General features: G+C 68.4%; 19 protein-coding genes. 9 read left to right on the top strand and 10 right to left on the bottom strand.

Translation table 11 applies throughout. The features are described from left to right. Positions 1–110: 110 nt before the first annotated feature. Complete coding sequence (locus tag AC3WL7_RS20390) at positions 111–2,486, bottom strand: putative bifunctional diguanylate cyclase/phosphodiesterase (RefSeq protein WP_492752797.1); 2,376 nt, start codon at positions 2,484–2,486, stop codon at positions 111–113. A gap of 250 nt (positions 2,487–2,736) precedes the next feature. After that, a complete protein-coding gene (locus tag AC3WL7_RS20385) occupies positions 2,737–4,692 on the bottom strand; it encodes a DEAD/DEAH box helicase (protein WP_492752795.1) in 1,956 nt (651 codons plus the stop codon). Between the two features lie 245 nt (positions 4,693–4,937). Between AC3WL7_RS20385 and AC3WL7_RS20380 the strand changes: the two genes are divergently transcribed. After that, positions 4,938–5,159, top strand: coding sequence for an RNA-binding S4 domain-containing protein (locus AC3WL7_RS20380; protein WP_006426190.1), 222 nt, complete (start codon positions 4,938–4,940; stop codon positions 5,157–5,159). A gap of 18 nt (positions 5,160–5,177) precedes the next feature. Here the strand turns inward: AC3WL7_RS20380 and ubiM are convergent, their stop codons facing one another. The 4 genes from ubiM to AC3WL7_RS20360 all read right to left on the bottom strand — a co-directional run bounded on the left by ubiM (position 5,178) and on the right by AC3WL7_RS20360 (position 8,624). After that, a complete protein-coding gene (gene ubiM, locus AC3WL7_RS20375) occupies positions 5,178–6,356 on the bottom strand; it encodes a 5-demethoxyubiquinol-8 5-hydroxylase UbiM (protein ID WP_492752792.1) in 1,179 nt (392 codons plus the stop codon). 86 nt (positions 6,357–6,442) lie between these two features. After that, positions 6,443–6,832, bottom strand: coding sequence for an MAPEG family protein (locus AC3WL7_RS20370; protein WP_079221217.1), 390 nt, complete (start codon positions 6,830–6,832; stop codon positions 6,443–6,445). A 12-nt stretch (positions 6,833–6,844) separates the two neighbouring features. After that, positions 6,845–7,399 carry a DUF4019 domain-containing protein gene (locus tag AC3WL7_RS20365; RefSeq protein WP_492752790.1) on the bottom strand — a complete coding sequence of 185 codons (555 nt, stop codon included), beginning with the start codon at positions 7,397–7,399 and terminating at the stop codon, positions 6,845–6,847. A 58-nt stretch (positions 7,400–7,457) separates the two neighbouring features. Next, a complete protein-coding gene (locus AC3WL7_RS20360; RefSeq protein WP_295521065.1) occupies positions 7,458–8,624 on the bottom strand; it encodes a COG3904 family protein in 1,167 nt (388 codons plus the stop codon). Positions 8,625–9,107: 483 nt separating this feature from the next. On the opposite strand from AC3WL7_RS20360, the gene AC3WL7_RS20355 reads away from it, so the two are divergent. From AC3WL7_RS20355 to AC3WL7_RS20345, 3 genes are all read left to right on the top strand, one after another. Beyond that, positions 9,108–10,586: an AlkA N-terminal domain-containing protein gene (locus AC3WL7_RS20355; RefSeq protein ID WP_313418537.1), complete on the top strand. Its 1,479-nt coding sequence runs from the start codon at positions 9,108–9,110 to the stop codon at positions 10,584–10,586. Further along, the gene (locus AC3WL7_RS20350) at positions 10,583–11,074 is read left to right on the top strand and encodes a methylated-DNA--[protein]-cysteine S-methyltransferase (protein WP_108746268.1); all 492 of its coding nucleotides are present in this window, start codon (positions 10,583–10,585) and stop codon (positions 11,072–11,074) included. The genes AC3WL7_RS20355 and AC3WL7_RS20350 overlap by 4 nt, the downstream gene beginning before the upstream one ends. A gap of 268 nt (positions 11,075–11,342) precedes the next feature. Next, positions 11,343–12,587, top strand: a complete 1,245-nt coding sequence (locus AC3WL7_RS20345; RefSeq protein ID WP_492752787.1) for an alkaline phosphatase family protein — start codon at positions 11,343–11,345, stop codon at positions 12,585–12,587. A gap of 260 nt (positions 12,588–12,847) precedes the next feature. Here AC3WL7_RS20345 and AC3WL7_RS20340 read toward each other — a convergent pair whose 3' ends face one another. Both AC3WL7_RS20340 and AC3WL7_RS20335 read right to left on the bottom strand, forming a co-directional pair. Further along, positions 12,848–13,027: a 30S ribosomal protein THX gene (locus AC3WL7_RS20340; protein ID WP_079221211.1), complete on the bottom strand. Its 180-nt coding sequence runs from the start codon at positions 13,025–13,027 to the stop codon at positions 12,848–12,850. Positions 13,028–13,137: 110 nt separating this feature from the next. Beyond that, positions 13,138–13,551, bottom strand: coding sequence for a MerC domain-containing protein (locus AC3WL7_RS20335; protein WP_079221210.1), 414 nt, complete (start codon positions 13,549–13,551; stop codon positions 13,138–13,140). Positions 13,552–13,686: 135 nt separating this feature from the next. Between AC3WL7_RS20335 and AC3WL7_RS20330 the strand changes: the two genes are divergently transcribed. The 5 genes from AC3WL7_RS20330 to AC3WL7_RS20310 all read left to right on the top strand — a co-directional run bounded on the left by AC3WL7_RS20330 (position 13,687) and on the right by AC3WL7_RS20310 (position 20,576). After that, a complete protein-coding gene (locus tag AC3WL7_RS20330; RefSeq protein ID WP_492752786.1) occupies positions 13,687–15,888 on the top strand; it encodes a TonB-dependent receptor in 2,202 nt (733 codons plus the stop codon). Positions 15,889–16,113: 225 nt separating this feature from the next. Beyond that, positions 16,114–16,680 (top strand): TetR/AcrR family transcriptional regulator, encoded by a 567-nt coding sequence (locus AC3WL7_RS20325; protein ID WP_079221208.1) that lies wholly within the window; start codon positions 16,114–16,116, stop codon positions 16,678–16,680. Continuing rightward, positions 16,680–18,353: an MFS transporter gene (locus AC3WL7_RS20320; RefSeq protein WP_492752784.1), complete on the top strand. Its 1,674-nt coding sequence runs from the start codon at positions 16,680–16,682 to the stop codon at positions 18,351–18,353. Before AC3WL7_RS20325 ends, AC3WL7_RS20320 begins: the two co-directional genes overlap by 1 nt. Positions 18,354–18,363: 10 nt before the next feature. Further along, positions 18,364–19,548: an HlyD family secretion protein gene (locus AC3WL7_RS20315; RefSeq protein WP_492752783.1), complete on the top strand. Its 1,185-nt coding sequence runs from the start codon at positions 18,364–18,366 to the stop codon at positions 19,546–19,548. A 356-nt stretch (positions 19,549–19,904) separates the two neighbouring features. Then, positions 19,905–20,576 (top strand): hypothetical protein, encoded by a 672-nt coding sequence (locus tag AC3WL7_RS20310; protein ID WP_492752781.1) that lies wholly within the window; start codon positions 19,905–19,907, stop codon positions 20,574–20,576. Between the two features lie 33 nt (positions 20,577–20,609). Here the strand turns inward: AC3WL7_RS20310 and AC3WL7_RS20305 are convergent, their stop codons facing one another. Together AC3WL7_RS20305 and gltX are read right to left on the bottom strand one after the other, a co-directional pair. Beyond that, positions 20,610–21,101, bottom strand: a complete 492-nt coding sequence (locus AC3WL7_RS20305; RefSeq protein WP_079221204.1) for a Fur family transcriptional regulator — start codon at positions 21,099–21,101, stop codon at positions 20,610–20,612. Positions 21,102–21,135: 34 nt separating this feature from the next. Further along, positions 21,136–22,539: a glutamate--tRNA ligase gene (gltX, locus tag AC3WL7_RS20300; protein WP_108746262.1), complete on the bottom strand. Its 1,404-nt coding sequence runs from the start codon at positions 22,537–22,539 to the stop codon at positions 21,136–21,138. Positions 22,540–22,603: the final 64 nt, after the last annotated feature.

Genomic DNA, 22,603 nt, shown 5'->3' with positions numbered 1-22,603 from the left:
CACCCACACCGCCCCGCCATCCCACGGAATGCCGCCCTTGATCTTGAGGTTGCCGGCCAGCGGCCGGCACTACCGCAGGTGCAGGGCTGCAAGCCCTGCCGCCCCCCCCCCTACCCCTGCGGGCCCGGGGTGCCCACCAGACGCACCGGCCGCTGGTTGGCCAGCGTCAACCGCTCCAGCGGCTGCGGCCGCTCGATGGCGTAGCCCTGCAGCCCATCCACGCCCATGTCGGCCAGTGTCTGCGCCACCTCCGCCGTCTCCACCCACTCGGCCACCACCTCCATCTGCAGCTCGCGACCCAGCTCGCTGATCGCGCGCACCGTCGCCCGGCTCACCGCGTCGGTGTCCATGTCACGCACGAACGCACCGTCGATCTTCAGGATGTCCGCCGGCAGCTGCCGCAGGTAACCGAACGAGGACAGGCCCGAGCCGAAGTCATCCAGCGCCATGCGGCAGCCGCGTGCCTTCACCGCATCGATGAACGCACGCGCCTGGGTCAGGTTGCTGATCGCTGCCGTCTCGGTCACTTCGAAGCAGAGCTTGGCCGCCAGCGCGCGGTTGCGCTCCAGCAGGTCGCAGACGAAGGCCAGGAAGCTCGGCTCGGCGATCGACTGCGCCGATACGTTGACGTTGCACAGGCCCAGCTGGCGCACGTGCGCCGGGCACACCTGCAGGTGGCGGAACAGCAGGCCAAGCACGTGGCGATCCAGCGCCACGGCCATGCCATAGCGCTCCACCGCCGGCATGAACTGCCCCGGCATATGCAGCGCACCGTCGGCATCGCGCATGCGCACCAACACCTCGTAATGCAGGTAGTCCGGATCGCCGACCTTGGCGATGCGCTGGGCATACAGCAGCATGCGGTTCTCGGCCATCGCCCGGCTTACCCGCTGCAGGCGCTCGGCTTCATGGCGGCGTTCGTCCAGCGCCAGGCGGTCCTCGTTGAAGCAGTGGACGCGGTTGCGGCCGGCCTGCTTGGCGGCATAGCAGGCGCTGTCGGCCGCGCTCATCAGCCAGTTCACGTCCGGTGCGTCGGCAGTCACTTCCACCACGCCGATGCTGCAGCTCAACTGCGGGCTGCCTTCGCTGATCGGGAACGTCGCCTGGCCCAGGTTGCGGATCAGGCGCTGCAGTACGCGCTTGGCCTCGTCCTGGCTGGCGCGGCCAAGGAAGACCGCGAATTCGTCCGCACCCAGCCGCCCCACCCAGTCGCCATCGCGTACCGCGCCCACCAGGTATTCGGCGAACCCGCGCAGCATCTGGTCACCGGCGGCGTGGCCGAAGCTGTCGTTGACCAGCTTGAAGTGGTCCAGGTTGATGTAGCACAGCGCATGCGTGCCGCCCTCGGAACGCACCTGCAGCAGCGCCCGTTCCAGCAGCCGCTCGATCTCGCGGCGGTTGATCAGGCCGGTGAGCGGATCGTGGCTGGCATGGTGCTCGATCTCGCGGGCCAGCGCATGGTTCTGGCTGACATCCTCGATGATCGAAAACACCGACAGCCGGCCGCCAGCGCTGCGCACGCCGGTGCCGCTCCAGCGGCCCCAGACCAGGCTGCCGTCGCGGCGGCGGAAACGCAGTTCGCCCGGCCGCAGCTGGCGGTCCCAGTTGATCCGCCCGTCATCGTCCAGCACCAGTTCGCCTTCCATCAGCAGGTCGCCCAGGGCCATCTGCTGCAGCACATCGCGCCGGTAGTCGAGGATGTCCGCCATGGCCTGGTTGGCCTCCATCACCCGCCCGGCCGCATCGAGTTTCAGCATGCCCACGTTGGCCTGGTAGAAGGCAGCGCGGAATCGGCTCTCATGCTCGGTCAGGTCCTTGCCGACGCGCCGCGCCAAGGCCACCGCCATCAGGGTGATGGCGAGCACCGAGAAGCCGCCGACGATCAGCGTGGCAATGCGCACCGTATGCGCCATGCGCAGCAGGGCCTGGGAGAATGCTTCGGCCTGCGACTGCAGTTGCAGGTCCACGTCGTGCACGCGCTGCATGTACCGGTCGCGCACGCTGGGCTGCTGCAGCGCTTCCGGCGGCACCTTCTCCAGTTCTTCAATCAACGCCTGCATGGCCAGCAGGTGCGCGTCGGTCTGCCGCCACAGGCGGGTGGCCTCGCGGAACTCGCCGAGGTCGCGTGCGTAGCGGAAGGAAAAGATCAGCCGCGACACATCCGAACGCGCGTTGCCGCCGCGCAGGAAACCTTCGCGCGCCTGCACCACGTCCGGTTGCGGCTGCTCCAGCGCCAACCGCGCATGCAGATCGCCCAGCGGCACCTGCAGGGCACGCCGGGCGTCCTCCAGGTCGTGCGCCGACCCCCGCGCCAGATAGCGGCTGAGCGCAGCGGTGGCATCCTGCTGGCCGCGCGACCAGTGCCCCTGGCCCGCAATCCAGGCGGTGGACGCCGCCTGCAGTTCCTGGATCAAGGCGGACAGGCCGACCAGTCCGATCGCCATGCCCGTCAACAATGCGAACCGCAGCCCCAGCCCACGGGTCATCGGCACCCGGTGCTGATGCTGCTCCTTGCCACCTCTACCCATCCCGGATCCCCCCGAATGTGCCGTGACAGCCTCCTTGTCCAACTATGCCAGCCTATGGACGGCGATGTGTGGACCATGCGAAACCGGGCGCGACGGTCCGGGGGGCGGGCGGGTTTGAACCGATTCAATTTCCCCGCTGCCGTTTCGGGCAGCGGAAACGAACAACGCCAGCCCTGAGGCTGGCGTTGTTCTGTCACATCACTGGGGATCAGTAGCTGCGCGGGCCGCGCGGCTTGAAGCCGTCACGACGCGGCGGGCGGCTGTCGCGGTCACCGCCGCGGTCGCCACCATGGCCGCCCGGGCCACCCGGACCACCACGACGCGGGCCACCCGGACCACCCGGACCGCCCGGGCCACGCTTGTCGAAGCGCGGCTTGAACGGACGCGGGGCGGGGTTGGTGTCTTCACCCGGGGCCAGCGCACGCATCTGCAGCTGCTGGCCGGACACCCAGACCTTCTGCAGGTGCGACAGGACGTCCGACGGCATCTGCGCCGGCAGGTCCAGCAGCGAGAAGTCGTCGTGGATGTCGATGCGGCCGATGAAGCGGCTTTCCAGGCCGGCTTCGTTGGCGATGGCGCCGACGATGTTGGCCGGCTTCACGCCATGCTGGTGGCCCACCGAGATGCGGTAGGTCTCCATGCCCTGCTCCGGCGCACCGCGCGGCGGAACGTCACGGCGCGGGCGCTGCTCGAAGCCACCCTCGCCGTCTTCACGGCGCGGGCCACGTTCGAAGCGCGGGCCACGCTCGTTGCGGTCGAAGCGGTCGCCGCGCTCCGGACGGTCGCCACGATCGAAACGCTCACGCGGCGCACGCTCTTCACGCGGGGCACGCACCGGCGGCTGCAGCAGGAACGGGGTGTCACCCTGCAGCATCCTGGCCAGGGCAGCAGCCACTTCGATGGCCGGCACGTTCTGCTCGCTCTCGAAGCGTTCCAGCAGCTGGCGGTAGAAGTCCAGGCCACCGGCACCGAGGGTTTCGCTGATGCGCGAGGTGAACTTGTTGATGCGGGTGTCGTTGACCGCTTCCACGCTCGGCAGCTGCATTTCTTCGATCGGCTGGCGGGTGGCGCGCTCGATCTGGCGCAGCATGCCCTTCTCGCGCGGGGTGGCGAACAGGATCGCCTCGCCGCTGCGGCCGGCACGGCCGGTACGGCCGATGCGGTGCACGTAGCTTTCGGTGTCGTACGGGATGTCGTAGTTCAGCACGTGGCTGATGCGCTCCACGTCCAGGCCACGGGCAGCCACGTCGGTGGCGACCAGGATGTCCAGCTTGCCTTCCTTCAGCATGGCGATGGTGCGCTCACGCTGGGCCTGCTGCATGTCACCGTTGATGGCGGCAGCGGCCAGGCCACGGGCCTGCAGCTTGCTGGCCAGTTCCTCGGTACCGGCCTTGGTACGCGCGAAGATGATCATCGCGTCGAACGGCTCGACTTCCAGGATGCGGGTCAGCGCGTCCAGCTTGTGCATGCCGCTCACCCACCAGTAACGCTGGCGGATGTTGGCCGAGGTGGTGGTCTTGGCCTGGATGGTGACTTCGACCGGATCCTGCAGGTAGGTCTGCGCGATGCGGCGGATCTGCGGCGGCATGGTGGCCGAGAACAGGGCCACCTGGCGCTGCTCCGGCAGCTTCTTCAGCACGGCTTCGACGTCGTCGATGAAGCCCATGCGCAGCATTTCGTCGGCTTCGTCCAGCACCAGGGTCTTCAGCTCGGACAGGTCCAGGGTGCTGCGGTCCAGGTGGTCGATCACGCGGCCGGGGGTACCGACCACGATATGCACGCCGCGGCGCAGGGCCGACAGCTGCTGGCCGTACGGCTGGCCGCCGTACACCGGCAGCACGCGGAAGCCCGGGATCTTCGACGAATAGGACTGGAACGCCTCGGCGACCTGAATGGCCAGCTCGCGGGTCGGCGCCAGGATCAGGGCCTGGGGCTTGATCTGCTGCAGGTCGATGTTGGACAGTACCGGCAGTGCGAACGCTGCGGTCTTGCCGGTACCAGTCTGGGCCTGGCCCAGCACGTCGCGGCCTTCCAGCATCGCCGGGATGGTGGCAGCCTGGATCGGCGACGGGGTTTCGTAGCCGATGGCGGTGACCGCCTGCATCACGGGCTCGGACAGGCCGAGCTGCGCGAACTGCAGCTGCGCTTGGGAATCTTGGGACATGGGGAACTCCAAAGGCACGGCCATCTGCATGGCAGTGCGATAAAAAAGGGATGGTCCGCGCTTTGGGCGCCCTTCTTATCGCGTGCCCTGGCGCTGCTCGGTCGGAGGAGAATTCACTCACTCAGAGCGGAATGATACCGCACTCTTCCTGAACCATGCGTACAGGAAACCATTCGCATCCCCTTCCGGGCCGCGCTGGCGCACAATACGCGCCCTTCCCGCCCCCCTCTCCAGGACACCACACCATGCAGATCCTCGAATTCGACCTTGACGGCGACTACGTCGAGCTCAAGCAGCTGCTCAAGCTGGCCGACCTGGTCACCAGCGGCGGCGAGGCCAAGATGGTCATCAGCGAGGGCCAGGTCCTGGTCGACGGCGAGGTCGAGCTGCGCAAGGCCTGCAAGATCCGCGCAGGGCAGGTGGTTGAATTCGCCGACAGCCAGATCCGCGTGCTGGCCGCCGGCTGAGCCTGGGGCCAGGCCCGTTCAGGCCACCCGCTGGGTCAGGTGCGAGGCGATCAGCTGCCGGAACGGCGCCACGCCCTGCGCCACCCGCAGCCCGGCCGCCCGCAGCAGGCGTGCCGGCCGGCGGTCGTCGGTGTACAGGCTGGCAATGGCGTTGGTGGCCTCGTACAGCGGCCGCGACGCCAGCCGGTGGCCGCGCTGGTAGCTGGCCAGCATGCCGGCCGCGGCGATGTCCGCGCCCCGCCGCTGCTGCGCCAGGATGCCCTGCGCCAACCGCTGTGCGCTGGCCAGGCCCAGGTTGAAGCCATGCGCGGTGACCGGGTGCATGCCCACTGCGGCATCACCGATCAGCGCACAACGCTCGCCGACAAAGCGGTGTGCGTACACCCCCACCAGCGGATAGGCCTGCGGCGTGGCCACCGGCTGCATCTGCCCCAGGCGGTGCTCGAAGCACGCGGTGATGGCCTCGCCGAAGCCCACCTCGTCCATCGCCAGCAGTTCTTCGATCTGCCGCGGCGGCAACGTGATGACCGCCGACGCCTGGCCTTCGTTGAGCGGCAGCAGCGCCATCGTGCGGCCATAGCCGAACCACTCCCACGCAGTGTGGTGGTGATCGCGCTCGACCTGCATGCGGCAGACCAGCATCGACTTGCCGAAGTCGCGCATCTGCGCACCGATGCCGAGCATGCGGCGGGTCGCGGAAAAACGGCTGTCGGCGGCGACCAGCAGGCGGGCATGCAGCTCGCTGCCGTCATCCAGCTTGACCACGTGGCCCTGCGCGTCGGCCTGCACGGCCAGCACCTTGCGCCCATCGAACAGTTCCAGCCCCTCCTGGCCCTGCACCGCCTCCCAGGCCGCGCGGCGGATCAGGTGGTTGGGCACCAGCCAGCCCAGCGGCTGGCCATCGATCTGGCCACTGGCGAAGGTCAGCGCGAACGGCGAACCGCCGTTCATCACCCGCGCATCGCGCAGCTCGGCAATCTCGGCGTCGGGCAGGCGCTGCCACAGACCCAGCTGTTCCAGGCTTTGCCGGGAGGCATGGGTCAGGGCGATCTCGCGGCCGTCGAAGGCGGCCTGCGCCAGCGCCTGCCGCGGCTGCACCTCGACCAGCCCGACCTGCAGGCCACTGCCGGCCAGCGCACGCGCGAAGCACAGGCCCGCCGGACCGGCACCGACCACCACTACGTCCATCCTGCGCATCCGCGCCTCCTGCCGTTGATCCAGTCGCGCCCAGCATAGCGCCAGGCGCATGACTGGCCTTGATCTGGATCAGGCCCGCGTGCGTATCACAGCAGTGCGAACACCAGCTTGAGCACCGCCACGATCGAGACCACCCAGACCAGGCTGCGCACGTAAGGCACGCCGGCGGCATACAGCGGCAGGTAGACCACGCGCGCCCAGAAATAGACCTGCGCCGCCAGCACCGTGGTATCCGTGCTGCGCCCGGCCACCACCACCGCGATCGCGGCGGCGGCGAAGAACGGGAACGTCTCGAAGAAATTGGCCTGCGCCCGTTTCAGCCTTCCCGCCAGCGGGCTCAGTGGCACGTCGGGCGCATCGCGCGCCGACGCGTTCCACTTCATCCCGCGCTCGCGCGTGACCACGGCCGATGCCGCGAAGATGTGCACGAAGCCCAGCAGCATCGCCCACGCCAGCAGTGTCAGCTCGGTGGCCATCGAGGTTCTCCGTCAGGGCGCGGACGCGCGCAGGCTGTAACCGGCCAGGCGCCAGGTCTGGTCTTCGTCGAAGCGGAACGACACCAGTTCGCGCACCGGCTGCGTGCTGTTGGCGAAGCGGGTCGGGAAGCTGACATTGATGTACAGCCCCTCCGGCACCGCAGCGCCGGCGGCGTACTTGACCCGGGTGATGGTGGGTTGGCCGCGACCGTTCATCGTGCCCAGGCGCGTGCGGTCGGCCGCAAGCTGGCTGACGAACGCCGCCTTGGGCACCGCGCGGCGGGCCACGGCCGACGCACCATCCCACAACTCGCCGGCACGGTTGCTGTCGACCAGTTGCGCAGCCATCAGTGCCGCAGCGCTCATGTCGGCATCCTGCTTCTGCACCTGTGCCTGCTGCGCAGCGGTGAGGACCGGCGCAGCCGTGGCCGGCTTGGCGGCTGCCGCTGCAGCAGGTGCCGGGCGCGCCGGAGCCGGCGCGGGCGTAGCCGGCGCGGGGGCCTGCGCCAGCGCGGTCATCGGCAGCAGGGACAACAGCAGGAACTTCGGCAAACGCACGCGATTCATGGACACCGCCGGTTCAAGGGTAAGAACCGCAGTCTACTTCAGCCCGGTGAGTACGCTGTCAGCGCGCGGGTGCGCTGGCTTCCACCGTCGCGGCATCGCCCTGCGCGGCCGGTGCGGCACCCTCGCCCGCCGGCTGCTCGGCCACCGGCGGCTTCTCCGGCGGCGCCGGCGGCATCGTCGCCACGTCGATTTCCGAGAGCGGGCTTTCTTCCGGGCACACCTCATCGGGGAAACCGAAGCGCTGCTTCAGTGCCTGGCCGCAGCTGTTGATCGATTCCATGTCCGCGCCCTCGCGCTTGCACTGCTGGTCGAAGGCCACCAGGAAGGCATCCTTGCGCTGCACGAAATCATCGCCGCAGGCGCGCATCTGCTTGATCCGCTCAAGGTCGTCCTGCACTGCATTGGTGCCGTCCAGCCCGTACTGGCGCAGCTCGTCGGGGGTGAGCAGGCGCAGGCTGCGGTTGGGCACGGTCATCATCAGGTCGGCCACGCCCACCGCAACGCCGTTGCGCTGCAGGTAATCCTTCACGTTGTCGTAGACCTCGTGCAGCTCGCGGTTGAGCTCGGCGCGCGAGGTGGCCTTGGAGCTGATGCGCATCATCCGGTGGATGCCGACCTTGCCCGACAGCAGCCGGTTGTCGCCCGCAGCCAGCACGAACACACACGCGCTGTGGCAGATGGAGCCCTCGCGCACCCAGATGGTCCAGCCCGACTCACCGATGCTGTCGCCGGCCACGATGGCCGATTCGACCTGGCCACCACTGGAATCCAGATCGAGGATGCGCTTGTGGATCTTCAGCGCGTCGGCCACCACGGCCAGCCGCCACATCATTTCGGCGAAACCGGGGTTGATCTTGCCCTGGTAACGCACGCGCAGCAGCCCGCGCTCGACGCAGGGCTGCAGGGCCTGCTGGACCTGCTCGCGCTGCAGGCCTTCCAGTTCGATGCCATCGCCGCCGTCAGCGGCATAGTCGGTGCCACAGCTGACCCAGGCCTTGCCGTTCTCCAGCTGGGCCTGCGGCCACGGCCGATCGGCACGGCTGCGTGGCGGCGCCACCGGCGGCGGCGGTGCATCGGCCGCATTGATGGAGACCATGTTCTCGCCATCACTGGCCGGCGCCCGCGTCGCCTTGTCGGCGGCGGTCACGTTGCCAGGGTTCTCCAGCTGGCTGCAGCCCGCCAGGGCCAGGCACAACAGGGGCAACCAGCGGAATCTGACGGACATCGGGCAACCGGTTTTCATGGAAACGAGGCCCCCAGTCTACCCGTCCCCGGCACGTATTCAGCGCGCGCCACTGAACCCCTTCTGACCCTGGGGAAAGCGTGTCGACCAACGGTCGACACCTACCGACAGCAGAGCAAGAGCGTGCCGACCAACGGTCGTCACCCACCAACAGCAGAGCAGAAGCGTGTCGACCAAGGTCGACACCTACCAACGGCAGCGACCAACTGTCAGAGGTGGGGCGGTGTGGGCTGGCAGGACCGTTGGCGCCATGGATGGCGCCATCGAGCCCCCATGGACGGGTTTACGGCGTGTCCTGCCAGCCCACACCGCCCCGCCATCCCACGGATCGCCAGCTTTTGACTTGGACGTTGACGTTGACGTTGACGCTGCGGGTGCAGGGCTGCAAGCCCTGCCAACAACCCCTCCAACATCCATGTCCGAATCCGGCGAGTATCTGCCCCCGCCCCGCCCTAGACTGGCGCCATGGACACCGCCCCCACCCTCGACCCCGCCGCCTGCGACCGTGCCCGCCTGGCCCGTGACGCGCGCTTCGACGGTGTGTTCTTCACCGCCGTGCGCAGCACCGGCATCTATTGCCGCCCGGTCTGCCCCGCACCGCCGCCGAAGCCGCGCAACATCACCTACTACCCCACGGCCGCTGCGGCTGCCGCCGCGGGCTACCGGCCATGCCTGCGCTGCCGCCCGGAGCTGGCACCGCAGGCGCAGCAGGCGCTGGCCGGGCAGACCGTGCAGCGCGCGCTGGCACTCATCCACGCCGGCTACCTGCAGGAACAGGCCGTGGCCGAGCTGGCCGCGAAGCTCGGCCTGAGCGCACGCCAGTTGCAACGCCTGTTCGTGGACCACCTGGGCGCCACGCCGGGGCAGATCCATGCCACCCATCGCCTGCTGCTGGCCAAGCAGCTGTTGACCGAAACCACCCTGCCGGTGACCGACGTTGCGCTGGCCGCCGGCTACAACAGCCTGCGCCGCTTCAACACCGCCTTCCTGCAGGGCTGCGGCATGGCGCCGACCGCGCTGCGCCGCCAGCATGCCCCGTCGGCAGCCGATGACGGCAGCCTGGTGCTGCGCCTGGGCTACCGCCCGCCGCTGGATTTCCCGCGCATGCTCGCCTTCCTGCGCAAGCGCAGCCTGCCGGGCATCGAACTGATCGGCGAAGACAGCTACCAGCGGGTGCTGGGCACGCCCGAGCGCCCCACCCTGCTGCGGGTCACCGCGGACCCGAAGCGTCCCGAACTGCGCCTGCAGCTGGGCGCGGTCGATCCACGGCTGATTCCGGACATCGTGCGCCGCGTGCGCCGCGTGTTCGATCTGGATGCGGACCTGCAGCAGGTGCACGCTGCACTGGCCGAAGAGCCGCTGCTGGCACGCGGCATCGCCGAACGGCCAGGCCTGCGCGTGCCGGGCGGCTGGGATGGTTTTGAAGTGGCCGTGCGCGCAGTGCTGGGCCAGCAGGTGACCGTCGCCGCTGCCACCACGTTCGCGCGCCGCCTGGTGGATGCGTGGGGTGCGCACCTGCCGGGCATGCCGGCCGAGTTCGACCGCCAGTTCCCGGCACCGGAGGTACTGGCCGACGCGCCGCTGGAATCCATCGGCCTGCCGCGTACCCGCGCAGCCACCGTGCGTGCCCTGGCCGCGGCGTGCGCCAGCGGCGAACTGGACTTCGGCCCGGGCCAGGCCCTGGACGATTTCGTGGCCCGCTGCGTGGCCCTGCCCGGCATCGGCCCGTGGACGGCGCAGTACATCGCGCTGCGCGGGCTGGGCCAGCCCGATGCATTCCCCGCCGGCGATCTGGTGCTGCAGCAGGTACTGGGCCACGCCCAGGGCAAGCGCCTGAGCGAACGTGCCACCGAGGCGCGCTCGCAGCCATGGCGCCCCTGGCGGGCCTATGCAGTGCTGCACCTGTGGCATCTGTCCGGCACTTTTGTTGGAGAACCGACATGACCTTGTTGTTCGATCGTTTCGACAGCCCTATCGGCGAGCTGACCATCGCCGGTGACGAGCATGGCCTGGCCCATGTGCTGTTCCCTGAAAACCGCCACCCGGCACGTGGCCGTGGCGACTGGCGGTACGCACCGGGCGCGTTGCCGGAGGCACGCGCGCAGCTGCTGCAGTTCCTGCACGGCGAGCGCAGCACCTTCGATCTGCAGCTGGCGCCGCACGGCACGCCGTTCCAGCTGCGGGTGTGGCATGCGCTGGCGCTGATCCCGTTCGGGCAGACCTGGAGCTACCTGCAGCTGGCGCAGCATCTGGGCCAGCCGACGGCAACGCGTGCGGTGGGCGCGGCGAATGGGCGCAATCCGTTGCCGATCATCCTGCCGTGCCATCGCGTGATTGGCAGCAACGGCGCGCTGACCGGGTTTGGCGGCGGGCTGGAGACCAAGGCTGCACTGTTGCGGCTGGAGCAGCGGCAGGCACCGCTGTTTGCCTGAGGGGTGGGTTTTCCGGCAGGGCTGCGCCCTGCACCCGCTCAATGCAACGTCAACGTCAAAAGCCAGAGCGGCATTCTGTGGGTTGGCGGGCCGCTGTTGGTGGGTGCCGACCGTTGGTCGGCACATCTGTCGGATATCGAATGAATTCATCCACGCATGGCGTGGATCTACTGGGACGTGCGGCTGTTGGTAGATGTCCACCTTGCTCGACACGCGCTTTCGCGCGCCGTGTCTTGGGCACGTCATTGCTGCAGCTTATGATTGCCGGATGACTTCCGTACGCCTGACCTGCTCGCTGGCATTGCTGCTGCCCCTGGCGGCCTGCACGACCACGCCTTCTTCGTCCGCGCCGGTCGCGCGCGCCGACGCGCCGCCGCCGAAACTGCTGCTGGTTTCCATCGATGGCCTGCGCGCCGATGCGCTGGACCGGGGGATCACCCCGAACCTGCAGCGCATCATCGATACCGGCGTGCGTGCGCGCTGGATGACCCCGTCCTATCCGTCGCTCACCTTCCCCAACCACTACACCATCGTCACCGGCCTGCGCCCGGACCACCACGGCATCGTCAACAACAGCATGGACGATGCACAGCTCGGCCGCTTCAGCCTGGGCGACCGCGATGCGGTGACCAACAGCGCCTGGTGGGGCGGCGAACCGATCTGGGTCGGGGCCGAGAAAGTGGGCGTGCGTACCGCGACCACGTCGTGGCCGGGCAGCGAGGCCGAGATTGATGGCACCCGCCCCAGCCAGTGGCAGGTCTACAACAGCAAGGAACCGCTGCAGCAGCGCGCGCGCACCGTGCTGGAATGGCTGGCGCAGACCGATGCCGATGCGCCGCGGCTGACCACGCTGTACATGGAAAACGTCGACAAGGCCGGCCACAACCATGGCCCCGATTCGGCCGAGTACCGCGATGCGATCATGCAGGCCGACCAGATCATCGGCCAGGTGCTTGATGGCCTGGATGCCAGCGGGCTGGCAGCCAGCACCAACGTCATCGTGGTCTCCGACCACGGCATGGCCGGTGTGGCCGAAGGCCATGTGGTGTCCACCGAATCGATGGTTGATCCCTCCATCGCGCGCAACGTCAGCCAGGGCCAGTCGGTCGGTTTCGCGCCGGTGGCCGGCCGCGAGGCACAGGCCGAGCGCGCCCTGCTGGGCCGCCACGCGCACTACGAATGCTGGAAGAAGGAATCGCTGCCGGCGCGCTGGCAGTACGGTTCGCACCCGCGCGTGCCGCCCATCGTCTGCCAGATGGATGAAGGCTGGGACGCACTGCACGCCGAGCGGATCGCCAAGCGCGACCACCAGGATCGTGGTTCGCACGGCTATGACAATGCCCTGCCGTCGATGCGCGCGGTGTTCGTGGCGCGCGGCCCCTCGTTCCAGCAGGGGCTGGTGATCGATGGCTTCGACAACGTCGATGTCTACCCGCTGCTGGCCCATCTGCTGCAGGTGCCGGCCGCGCCCAACGATGGCAACGCCGAAACGTTGCAGAAGGCGCTGCGCTGAACCACAACGGCCGCCGGGCATGGCCCGGCGCTACTGCGGTGGGTGGCCGCCGGGCATGGCCCGGCGCTACTGCGGTGGGTGGCCGCCGGGCATGGCCCGGCGCTACTGGGGTGAGTGGCCGCCGGGCATGGCCCGGTGCTACCGGCAGGCCCGAAGGTAGCGCCGGGCCGTGCCCGGCGAGCGCAGCGGCACCAAGGCCGGGCACAAAAAAAACGCGGCGCCAGGCGCCGCGTTTTTCTTTGGACCTCTACCCGGCCGGATCAGGCCTTGGCAGCAGCCTTCTTCGCCACGGCCTTCTTGGCCGGAGCCTTGGCCACGGTCTTCTTGGCAACCGGGGCACCGGCGCCTACAGCGACCTTGCTCGCGGTGTGCGAACGGGCGTTGCCGTAGCTGGCGTTGTAGCGCTTGCCCTTGGCGGTCTTGCGGTCACCCTTACCCATGTCTTCAACTCCTAAAGTGTGAAATCTGGTTACCCCGTGCTGACACGGGTTCGGCGGGGCCGTCTTGCTGGACGCCCCCGCGCACGATCAGAAAGCCTAACACGACGCGCCTAGTGCGCGCAGCTGGCGTCATGGACGTGGACGTGGTTCAGGCGCAGGTTGACCAGGTGGGCCACGCCCACCAGCAGGCCGCCGAGGGTCATCACCACCGCGTGCGGCACCGCATTGTGATGCAGCGCGTCGACCAGCACGCCCGCCCACAGGGCGACCAGGCCCGGCAGCAGGAAGCCCAGCGCGCGCAGCGCACCATGGCGGCGGTAGCCCATGACCAGGCTGAACAGCCCGAGCAGGGTGACGAAAACCACCAGGGTCATTTCCACCCCGTCGCTCAGCCAGAACGAAAGGCCCAGCGAGGGGGCGATCGCCAGCAGCACCGGGATCACCGCGCAGTGCACGGCGCACAGCATCGAACCAGTGGCGCCGAAGCGGTCGAGCAGGCGGCGGAAGGAGGAGGACAGGGACATGACTTCCAGCAGGGTCGGCGAATCGTTATGGAATAATATAACATCCGTCCCCGACCCGCACGGTTTCCCTCCCCCTGTCCCACGACGGGATACGTGCGCCACCCGATTGATACAATGTAACAAAGGAAGCACCGGATGCCCTCTCACGCCCCTCGTTTCAAGCCACATTCGCTGGCCATCGCCCTCGCCGCCCTGCTGCCGTCGGCCGCTTTTGCCGCCGCCGACCAGGACACCCATCGTGACCGCCACCTGACCGAGCTGTCGTCAGTGCAGGTCACCGCCTCCCCGCTGCAGGGCGATGCCGAGTCGCTGGCGCGCCCGGTGGACGTGCTGGCCGGCGAGCGCCTGGACGAGCAGAAGGCCGGCACCCTGGGTGACACCGTGGCCAAGCTGCCCGGCGTGCAGAGCACCTTCTTCGGCCCCGGCGTCGGCCGCCCGATCATCCGCGGCCAGGAAGGCCCGCGCGTGGCCGTGCTGTCCAACGGCATGGGCAACATGGATGCCTCCACCGTCAGCGCCGACCACGCCACCAGCATCGAACCCTTCCTGGCTGACCAGATCGAAGTGCTGAAGGGCCCGGCCACCCTGCTGTTCGGCAGCGGCGCCATCGGCGGCGCGGTGAACGTGGTCGACGGCCGCATCGCCCGCGAACTGCCGGACCGCCCGCTGAGCGGCCGCGCCGAACTGCGTGGCAACTCGGTCAACGACGAGCGCAGCGGCATGTTCCGCCTCGACGGTGTCAGCGGCAATGTCGTGCTGCACGTCGATGGCCTGGTGCGCAACGGCGATGACTACCACATCCCCGGCTACGCGGTGATCGACAGCCTGGAAGACCACCACGAAGACCATGACCACGACCACGCGGGCGAGGAAGGCGAAGAGCCGCGCCGCGGCCGCCTGGACAACAGCTCCATCCGTACCCGTGCCGGTGGCGTCGGTGCCACCTGGCTGGGCGAAGGCGGTTACTTCGGCGTGTCGGCCAGCACCTACCGCACCAACTACGGCATCCCCAACGGCGCCCACGTGCATGCCGATGGCGATGACCACGACCATGACCACGACCATGGCGACGAGGAGGAGGAAGGCGACGAGCACGACGTCCGCATCGACATGGTGCAGAACCGCTTCGAGACCAAGGCCGGCATCTACAACCCGGTGTCGTTCCTGAAGAACGTCAACGCGCGCGTGGCCTACACCGATTACGAGCACGTGGAACTGGAGGCCGGCACGCCGTCCACCCGCTTCACCAACCGTGGCATCGAGACGCGCGTGGAAGCCGTGCAGCAGCAGATCGGCGGCTGGGACGGCGCCTTCGGCCTGCAGTTCGGCAACAGCGATTTCGGCGCCAAGGGTGAAGAAGCCTTCGTGCCGGACACCAACACGAAGAACGTCGGCCTGTTCGTGCTGCAGGAAAAGCAGTTCGGCCCGTTCAAGCTGGAACTGGGTGGCCGCCACGACCAGGTCAAGCTGGACCCGACCGGTGACTACCGCCGCCGCAAGTTCGACGCCACCAACCTGTCCGCCGCCGGCATCTGGAAGCTCAACGATGCGGTCGACCTGCGCATCGGCGTGGACAGCTCCGAGCGTGCGCCGACCAACGAAGAGCTGTATGCCGCCGGTGCGCACATCGCGACCCGTTCGCTGGAAATCGGCGACGCAGACCTGAAGACCGAGCGCGGCCAGCGTGTCGAGCTGGGCATCCACACCCACAGCGATCGCCTGGACTTCTCTGCGGCGATCTACCAGACGAAGTTCAAGGACTTCATCTACCTGGCCGACACCGGCATCACCGAAGGCCTGCCGGTGCGCACCTGGACGCAGCAGGATGCGGTGTTCAAGGGTGCCGAGGCCGAGGCGCTGGTGCACCTGTTTGAAGGCAACGCCGGCGACTGGGACCTGCGCGTGTTCGGTGACTACGTGCAGGCCAAGCTGGACGGCAACGGCAGCCGTACGCTGGATATCGCCGTGCCGCATGGCGACCACAACCACAATTACAGCGTGGACCTGGCCAACACCGGTTACCTGCCGCGCATCGCCCCGGCCCGTGTCGGCGCCGACCTGCGCTGGGCGAAGGACGGCTGGCGCGCCTCGGTCGGCGCGGTGCGCTACAGCCGGCAGAAGGACGTGGCCCAGAACGAGGAGCCGAGCAACGGCTACACCCTGGTCGATGCGCACTTCGCTTACCGCTGGGACCGCAGCGACAGCAACAGCTACGAGGTGTTCCTGGATGGCAGCAACCTGACCAACCGCGAAGTGCGTCCGCATACCTCGCTGCTGCGTGACTACTCGCCGCTGCCGGGCCGTGGTGTCGCCTTCGGCATCCGCGCGTACTTCTGATCGGTCATCCACGCATGGCGTGGATCTACTGACCCCAGCAAGCATTTCCTGGCGACGTTCATCGCCGTTCTCTCCCGGGGGCCTTCATGGCCCCCGTTTTTTATGCGCGCGCTCCGGCACCACGATCTTCACGCCGTATTTACAAAGATGTGCGTAGAGCAACAAACGGACAATCCCGTCACTCAACGTCTCGCCAACTGGACATATTTGTCCGATACTGAAGCCATGACCACCCAACGTGCTGATGCTGCTGCCCGCCGTGCCCTCATCCTCGATGCCGCCGACCATGTGTTCGGCCAACACGGCGTTACCGCGCCACTGGACCTGGTGGTTGAACGCGCCCAGGTGGGCCGCGCGACCCTGTACCGCAACTTCCCCGACCGCACCGCCCTGATCCAGGCGCTGCTGCAGCGGACCGTGGACCGCATCCGCCGCCAGGTGGAACAACTGGGCGACCGCGATGACGCCCTGTTCGAGGTCTTCGAAGGCATGGCCCAGCGCATCATCGACTCGCCGGCGCTGGCCGATTACTGGCGCGCGGTGGATTCGGACGTGGCGGCCATGCGCATCGCCCGCGAAACGGTGCGCGACCTGCTGGAAGCCCCCATCGCCCGCGCCAAGGCCGCCGGCCTGTGCCGGCCCGACCTGGAAAAGACGGATATTTCACTGATCTCGGGCATGCTGGGCGCGGCCCTGCGTGGCAAGACCCGCGAGGAGCGCGCCCACCTGGCCGGGCGCGCCCTGCAGCTGCTGCGCGGCGGCCTCCAGGGAGCAGCCAACCAGGGGCGCTGATGGTCCAGCCGTATCTCAAGCCGGTTCCGGACTGGGAGGAGCACGAGAAGCCGACCATGCCCGGTTCGGCCTCGATGCCCTGGCATCCTCCGTACCGCCGCGCGGCCTATGCGCTGGTGTCACTGCTAGTGGCCATCACCGGCGGCCTGGGCAATGCGCTGGTCACCGCCAACCTGCCCTTCCTGCAGGGCCAGCTCGCGCTGACGCCCACCCAGGGCAGCTGGCTGGTGGCCGCCTACGCCATGGTCAATGTCACCGCCAACCTGCTGGCCTTCAAGTTCCGCCAGCAGTACGGCATCCGCCTGTTCGCCGAGATCGGCCTGGGCCTGTATGCGGCACTGGCGGTGCTGCACCTGTTCGTGGGCAGTTTCGAAACCACGATGCTGACCCGCGCCGCCAGCGGCTTTGCCGGTGCGGCCTGCTCGACGCTGGGCACGCTGTACATGCTGCAGGCGCTGCCGCGGCGCTTCACCGGCAACCTGCTGGTGATCGGCGTGGGCCTGTCGCAGCTGGCGGTGCCGATCGCCTGGATCGTCTCGCCCGCGCTGGTCGATACCGGCCAATGGCACCAGCTGTACTCGTTCGAGGCGGGCCTGGCGCTGTGCGCGTTCGCCGCCGTGGTGCTGCTGAAGCTGCCGCCGGGCGTGCAGATCAAGGCCTTCGAGCCACTGGATTTCCTCACCTTCGCCCTGCTGGCACCGGCCGTTGCACTGCTGGTGGTGGTGCTGGCGCAGGGCTACACGCGCTGGTGGTTGAACACGCCGTGGCTGGGCTGGGCGCTGGTGGCCTCGATCGCGCTGGCCACCACGGCACTGGTCATCGAACACTACCGGCGCAATCCGCTGCTGCAGATCCGCTGGCTGTCGACGTTGCCGGTGCTGCACTTCATCGTCGGCGCGTTCCTGCTGCGCTTCCTCACCACCGAACAGTCCTACGGCGTGGTCAACCTGATGCGCACGCTGGGCATGGGCCCGGACCAGATGCGACCGCTGTTCGTGGTGATCCTGGCCGGGGTGATCGTCGGCATCGCCGGCGCCTCGCTCACCTTCGGGCCGAAGCGGCTGATCGCACAGCTGCTGATGGCCATCCTGCTGCTGGGCACCGCCGCGTTCTTCGACCAGAGCCGTACCAGCCTGGACCGGCCGCACGACTTCTACATCAGCCAGTTCCTGGCCTCGGTCGGTACCGGCATGTTCATGGGCCCGCTGATCATGCTCGGCATCTCCGCCGCGCTGAAGCAGGGCGTGGACCACATGATCACCTTCCTGGTCACGCTGTCGATCACCCAGACCCTGGGTGGCCTGGCCGGTTCGGCCGTGCTGGGTACGTTCCAGCTGCATCGCGAGCAGCTCTATTCCAGCGCCATCACCAGCCAGCTCGACCCCGCCGACCCGGTGGTCGCGCAGCGCCTGCGCATCCAGCAGCAGATCTACGCCGCGCAGATCACCGATCCGGTGCTGCGCAGCGCACAGGGCACTGCGCAGCTGGCGCAGACCGCGCGCCGCGAAGCCAACGTGCGCGGCTTCAATGATGTGTTCACCCTGAGCGGTTGGCTGGCGATCGGCTTCCTGTGCTGGTTGCTGCTGCTGTCGCTGCGTACCGCCATCCTCAAGCAATGGCACAAGCGCCATCCGTTACCGCCCGTTGCGGCCCACGCCGCCCCGCCCCACTGAGTCCGCCGCCATGTCCCCGCTACCGCCCCGCTCCGACAGCGACGCCCCCGGCAATGTCAGCCCGCCACCGCCGACCGACGCGGCACCGGCGCCCACGCCCGCCGCACCGGCGGCGGCACCGAAGTACCTCAAGCCCAGCGCGCGCAGCGTGGTGGTGATGGTGGTGGTGGCACTGCTGGGCATCGCGCTGATCCTGCGCGCCTGGAGCCTGTGGCCGTTCACCAGCAGCGTGATGGTCACCGACAACGCCTATGTGCGCGGGCAGATCACGGTGATGGCGCCGCAGGTGGCCGGCTATGTCACCGAGGTGCTGGTGAAGGACTTCCAGCACGTGAAGAAGGGCGAGCCGCTGCTGCGCATCGATGACCGCATCTACGCGCAGAAGGTGGCGCAGGCCGAAGCGGCGCTGGACAGCGCGCGCGCGGCGCTGGCCAACTCGGACCAGTCGCAGGCGCAGAACCGCGCGCAGATCGCCTCGGCGCGCGCCACCCTGTCGTCCGGCCAGGCCGAGCTGCAGCGCTCGCGCAACGAGGCCAAGCGTTACGAGGAGCTGGCGGCGCAGCAGCTGGTCTCGATCAACGACCGCGACAAGTTCCGCACCACCCAGGCCTCGGCACAGGCGAGCGTGCAGCAGTCGCAGGCACAGATCCGCATCGCCGAGGAGACGCTGCTATCGACCCAGGTCGCGCGCAAGAGCCTTGAAGCGCAGGTCGAGAGCGCGCAGGCGCAGCTTGAACTGGCGCGCATCGACCTGGCCAATACGGTCATCCACGCCCCGCGCGACGGGCAGATCAGCGAGGCCAGCGTGCGCGTCGGCCAGTACGTGGCGGCCGGCTCGCAACTGCTGTTCCTGGTGCCGGAGGCGCTGTGGGTGGTGGCCAATTTCAAGGAAGGCCAGACCTGGCAGATGCGTATCGGCCAGCCGGTGACGTTCTCGGTGGATGCGTTCAAGGGCGAGCGCCTGCACGGGCACGTGGAGCAGATCGCGCCGGCCACCGGTTCGGAGTTCAGCGTGCTGCGCCCGGACAATGCGAGCGGCAACTTCACCAAGGTGGTGCAGCGGTTGCCGATCCGGATTTCGATTGATCCGGGGCAGGAACTGGCGGCGCGGCTGCGGCCGGGGATGTCGGTGATCGCGCGGGTGGATACCGCGGCGGAGCCTGTGCCTGCGGCGGCACCAGCACCGGAACGGTAGAGTCGACTGGTAGAGTCGACTGTCAGTCGACTGCTCTGCTGCCTGCCGAGAAGCGCGGCTTCGCCGTGGGCTGCGAACGGCGGAGCCCCTCGTGGCTGATCGTTGCGGTTGGATGGCTGGATGGGCCGGGTGGGTGGGGCAGTCGGGACACGCCGTGAACCCATCCATGGGGGCTCGTAGGCGCCATCCATGGCGCCTGCGGTCCCGCCTGCCCCACCCACCCGGCCACGGACGGTTTCCGTGCGCGTCAGCCACGTGGATCAAAGGAATAGAATCAAAAGCGGGGCCTGCGGCTCCGCATTATTTGTAGAGTCGAGCCATGCTCGACTGCTTTGTGCCAGGAACGATCACTCATCATGAAATTCAACGCGCTGGCCAAAAAGGCGGCCAAGGGCACTGCGCCGCTGGAGCATGGCGGCAACGTGGACGTGGAGGACCTGATCCGCTTCGTGCTGGAGCACGGTGGCGAGGGCGCGGCCGAGATCGAGCGGCTGTGTGCGCTGTACCGCTGGCGCGAGGAATTCCAGTACAACGCCGATGGCACGCACTTCGCACCGATGGCACCGTGGGCGCAGGCGTGTGCGGCATTCGGCCACCACGGCGTTGCAGGGCTGCTGCCGCTGCTGGAGAACCCGCGCCTGGCGACCTATGCGATCAGCGTGCTGGAGGACGTGCGCAGCGAGGCGTCGGTGGCGGCACTGCTGGCGTTCTGCGAACAGGCCGACTTCAGCCATGACGATCCGCAGTCGCCGCCGTCGCGGGCGCTGGCCGCGCTGAACTCGCTGCTGTCGTTCGAAAAGGGCGTTGTGGTGCCAGTGGCCATGCAGCAGGCGCTGCTGCGCCTGGTGCAACGCGCGTGGCAACAGGCGCCGTCAATGCGGGGCCGGAGCCTGGCGCTGTATGCCGCACGCGGTGCCTGCATGCCCGAGGCGCTGGAGTGGGTGCGGTCGCTGGCGTTGCAGGACGACGAGCTGGCTGCTGCGCGCACGCCCGTGCTGAAGCGGCTCAAGGCCCGGGCGTCGCGCTGAGGCTGCCGGCCAGCGGCCGGCACTACCGATCCGTTACCCGGCGCAGCGCGCGCAGAGACCGTGCACTTCCAGGGTCTGCGCCTGCGGCTGGAAGCCCAGCTCCTTGGCGCGCTTTTCCAGCTGGGTGACGATTTCGCGGTCTTCCAGTTCCACCGCGCTGTGGCAGCTGTTGCAGATCAGGAACGGCACCGAATGCGCCGCGCTGCTGGGATGGTGGCAGGCCACGAAGGCATTGACCGATTCCAGCTTGTGCACGAAGCCATTGGCCATCAGGAAATCGAGCGCGCGGTACACGGTGGGCGGGGCGTCGGCGCCCACGCCCTTGCCGTTGCGCACCCACTCCAGCAGCTCGTAGGCCTTGACCGGCTTGCCGGCCTCGGCGATCAGCTTGAGCACGTTGGCGCGGATCGGGGTCAGGCGCAGGCCGCGCTCGCGCGAGACACGCTCCACCACCGCCACGAAATCCGATGCGTCGTGGACGTGGTGGTGCGGGGCGGTACAGGCAGAAGCTGGTTTGGCGGGCATGCGCGTTCTCCGGTTCAGGTCTGGGCGGCAGGGCTCAGGCCGTTGCTACCTTGGTGATGGCCACATCGATGCGTTTCAAGGCCTGCTCGCGGCCGGCCAGGTACACGGTATGGGAAATGTCAGGGCTGACCTGGGTGCCGGTGATGGCCACGCGCAGCGGCTGGGCGACCTTGCCCATGCCCATTTCCAGGGCGGCGGCAGCGTCGTGCAGGGCCACGCCCACGGCTTCGGCGGTCCATTCCGGCAGGGCGGCCAGCAGCTCGCGGGCCTTGCCCAGCGGCAGTTCGGCGCCGGCCTTGAAGTGCTTGGCCACGGCTGCGTCGTCGTACGCGGTCAGCGGCTGGTACCAGACCACGGCCTTCTCGGCCATTTCCTTCAGGGTCTGCACGCGCTCGCGCAGGGCAATCACCACGTCCACCGGGGCCGGGCCAGCGGCCACGTCCAGGCCCAGCTTTTCCAGCTGGTAGACCAGGTGCGGCACGATGCTGGCCGGCTCCTCGGTCTTCAGGAAGTGCTGGTTGACCCAGCCCAGCTTGGCCATGTCCAGGCGCGAGGCCTTGGAATTGCAGTTGGTCACGTCGAACAGCTCGACCAGCTCCTGGCGGCTGAACAGCTCCTGGTCACCGTGCGACCAGCCCAGGCGGGCCAGGTAGCTCAGCAGCGCGTCGGGCAGGTAGCCGGCGTCCTTGTACTGCATCACGTCGGCCGCGCCGGTGCGCTTGGACAGCTTGGCGCCCTGCTCGTCCAGGATCATCGGCATGTGGCCGAACTTCGGCACCGGCGCGCCGATGCCTTCGTACAGGTTGATCTGGCGCGGGGTGTTGTTGATATGGTCGTCGCCGCGGATGACCTCGCTGATGCCCATGTCCCAGTCGTCCACCACCACCGCGAAGTTGTAGGTGGGGTAGCCGTCCGGGCGGAAGATGACCATGTCATCCAGCTCGCTGTTGGCGATCTCGATGCGGCCCTTGATCAGGTCGTCGAACACCACGGTGCCGTCCAGCGGGTTCTTGAAGCGGATGACGCGGTTCGGGTCATCCTTGCGCGGCAGGCCGAGCTCGCGCGCGGCGCCGTTGTAGCGCGGCTTTTCCTGCTTGGCCATGGCGGCCTCGCGCATCGCGTCCAGCTCTTCGCGGGTCTCGTAGGCGTAGTACGCCTTGCCGTCGGCCACCAGCTGTTCGGCCACTTCCAGGTAACGGGCGACGCGGTCGGTCTGGTAGATCGGGCCGACGTCGTAGTCCAGGCCCAGCCAGTCCATCGCCTCCAGGATCGCGTCGATCGCGCCCTGGGTGCTGCGTTCGCGGTCGGTGTCCTCGATGCGCAGCACGAACTCGCCGCCGCGGTGGCGGGCCTCCAGCCAGCAGTACAGCGCGGTGCGGGCACCGCCGATGTGCAGGTAACCGGTGGGGCTGGGGGCGAAGCGGGTGCGGCAGATCATGGAGGGCTCGGGGAACGGGAATCCCCCGATTTTACCACCAGCCCCGGAAAGGCAAGGAGGGGCG

Source organism: Stenotrophomonas sp. FW305-3-2-15-E-LB1 (assembly GCF_058787375.1).
The sequence above is the reverse complement of the archived record's forward strand: the minus strand, read 5'-3'. Positions and strand labels throughout refer to the sequence as shown.

Bases quoted from the DNA above. Each gene is read 5' to 3' on its own strand.
- AC3WL7_RS20390 (WP_492752797.1), bottom strand. From the start codon at position 2,486: ATGACCCGTGGGCTGGGGCTGCGGTTCGCATTGTTGACGGGCATGGCG.
- AC3WL7_RS20385 (WP_492752795.1), bottom strand. From the start codon at position 4,692: ATGTCCCAAGATTCCCAAGCGCAGCTGCAGTTCGCGCAGCTCGGCCTG.
- AC3WL7_RS20380 (WP_006426190.1), top strand. From the start codon at position 4,938: ATGCAGATCCTCGAATTCGACCTTGACGGCGACTACGTCGAGCTCAAG.
- ubiM (WP_492752792.1), bottom strand. From the start codon at position 6,356: ATGCGCAGGATGGACGTAGTGGTGGTCGGTGCCGGTCCGGCGGGCCTG.
- AC3WL7_RS20370 (WP_079221217.1), bottom strand. From the start codon at position 6,832: ATGGCCACCGAGCTGACACTGCTGGCGTGGGCGATGCTGCTGGGCTTC.
- AC3WL7_RS20365 (WP_492752790.1), bottom strand. From the start codon at position 7,399: ATGAATCGCGTGCGTTTGCCGAAGTTCCTGCTGTTGTCCCTGCTGCCG.
- AC3WL7_RS20360 (WP_295521065.1), bottom strand. From the start codon at position 8,624: ATGTCCGTCAGATTCCGCTGGTTGCCCCTGTTGTGCCTGGCCCTGGCG.
- AC3WL7_RS20355 (WP_313418537.1), top strand. From the start codon at position 9,108: ATGGACACCGCCCCCACCCTCGACCCCGCCGCCTGCGACCGTGCCCGC.
- AC3WL7_RS20350 (WP_108746268.1), top strand. From the start codon at position 10,583: ATGACCTTGTTGTTCGATCGTTTCGACAGCCCTATCGGCGAGCTGACC.
- AC3WL7_RS20345 (WP_492752787.1), top strand. From the start codon at position 11,343: ATGACTTCCGTACGCCTGACCTGCTCGCTGGCATTGCTGCTGCCCCTG.
- AC3WL7_RS20340 (WP_079221211.1), bottom strand. From the start codon at position 13,027: ATGGGTAAGGGTGACCGCAAGACCGCCAAGGGCAAGCGCTACAACGCC.
- AC3WL7_RS20335 (WP_079221210.1), bottom strand. From the start codon at position 13,551: ATGTCCCTGTCCTCCTCCTTCCGCCGCCTGCTCGACCGCTTCGGCGCC.
- AC3WL7_RS20330 (WP_492752786.1), top strand. From the start codon at position 13,687: ATGCCCTCTCACGCCCCTCGTTTCAAGCCACATTCGCTGGCCATCGCC.
- AC3WL7_RS20325 (WP_079221208.1), top strand. From the start codon at position 16,114: ATGACCACCCAACGTGCTGATGCTGCTGCCCGCCGTGCCCTCATCCTC.
- AC3WL7_RS20320 (WP_492752784.1), top strand. From the start codon at position 16,680: ATGGTCCAGCCGTATCTCAAGCCGGTTCCGGACTGGGAGGAGCACGAG.
- AC3WL7_RS20315 (WP_492752783.1), top strand. From the start codon at position 18,364: ATGTCCCCGCTACCGCCCCGCTCCGACAGCGACGCCCCCGGCAATGTC.
- AC3WL7_RS20310 (WP_492752781.1), top strand. From the start codon at position 19,905: ATGAAATTCAACGCGCTGGCCAAAAAGGCGGCCAAGGGCACTGCGCCG.
- AC3WL7_RS20305 (WP_079221204.1), bottom strand. From the start codon at position 21,101: ATGCCCGCCAAACCAGCTTCTGCCTGTACCGCCCCGCACCACCACGTC.
- gltX (WP_108746262.1), bottom strand. From the start codon at position 22,539: ATGATCTGCCGCACCCGCTTCGCCCCCAGCCCCACCGGTTACCTGCAC.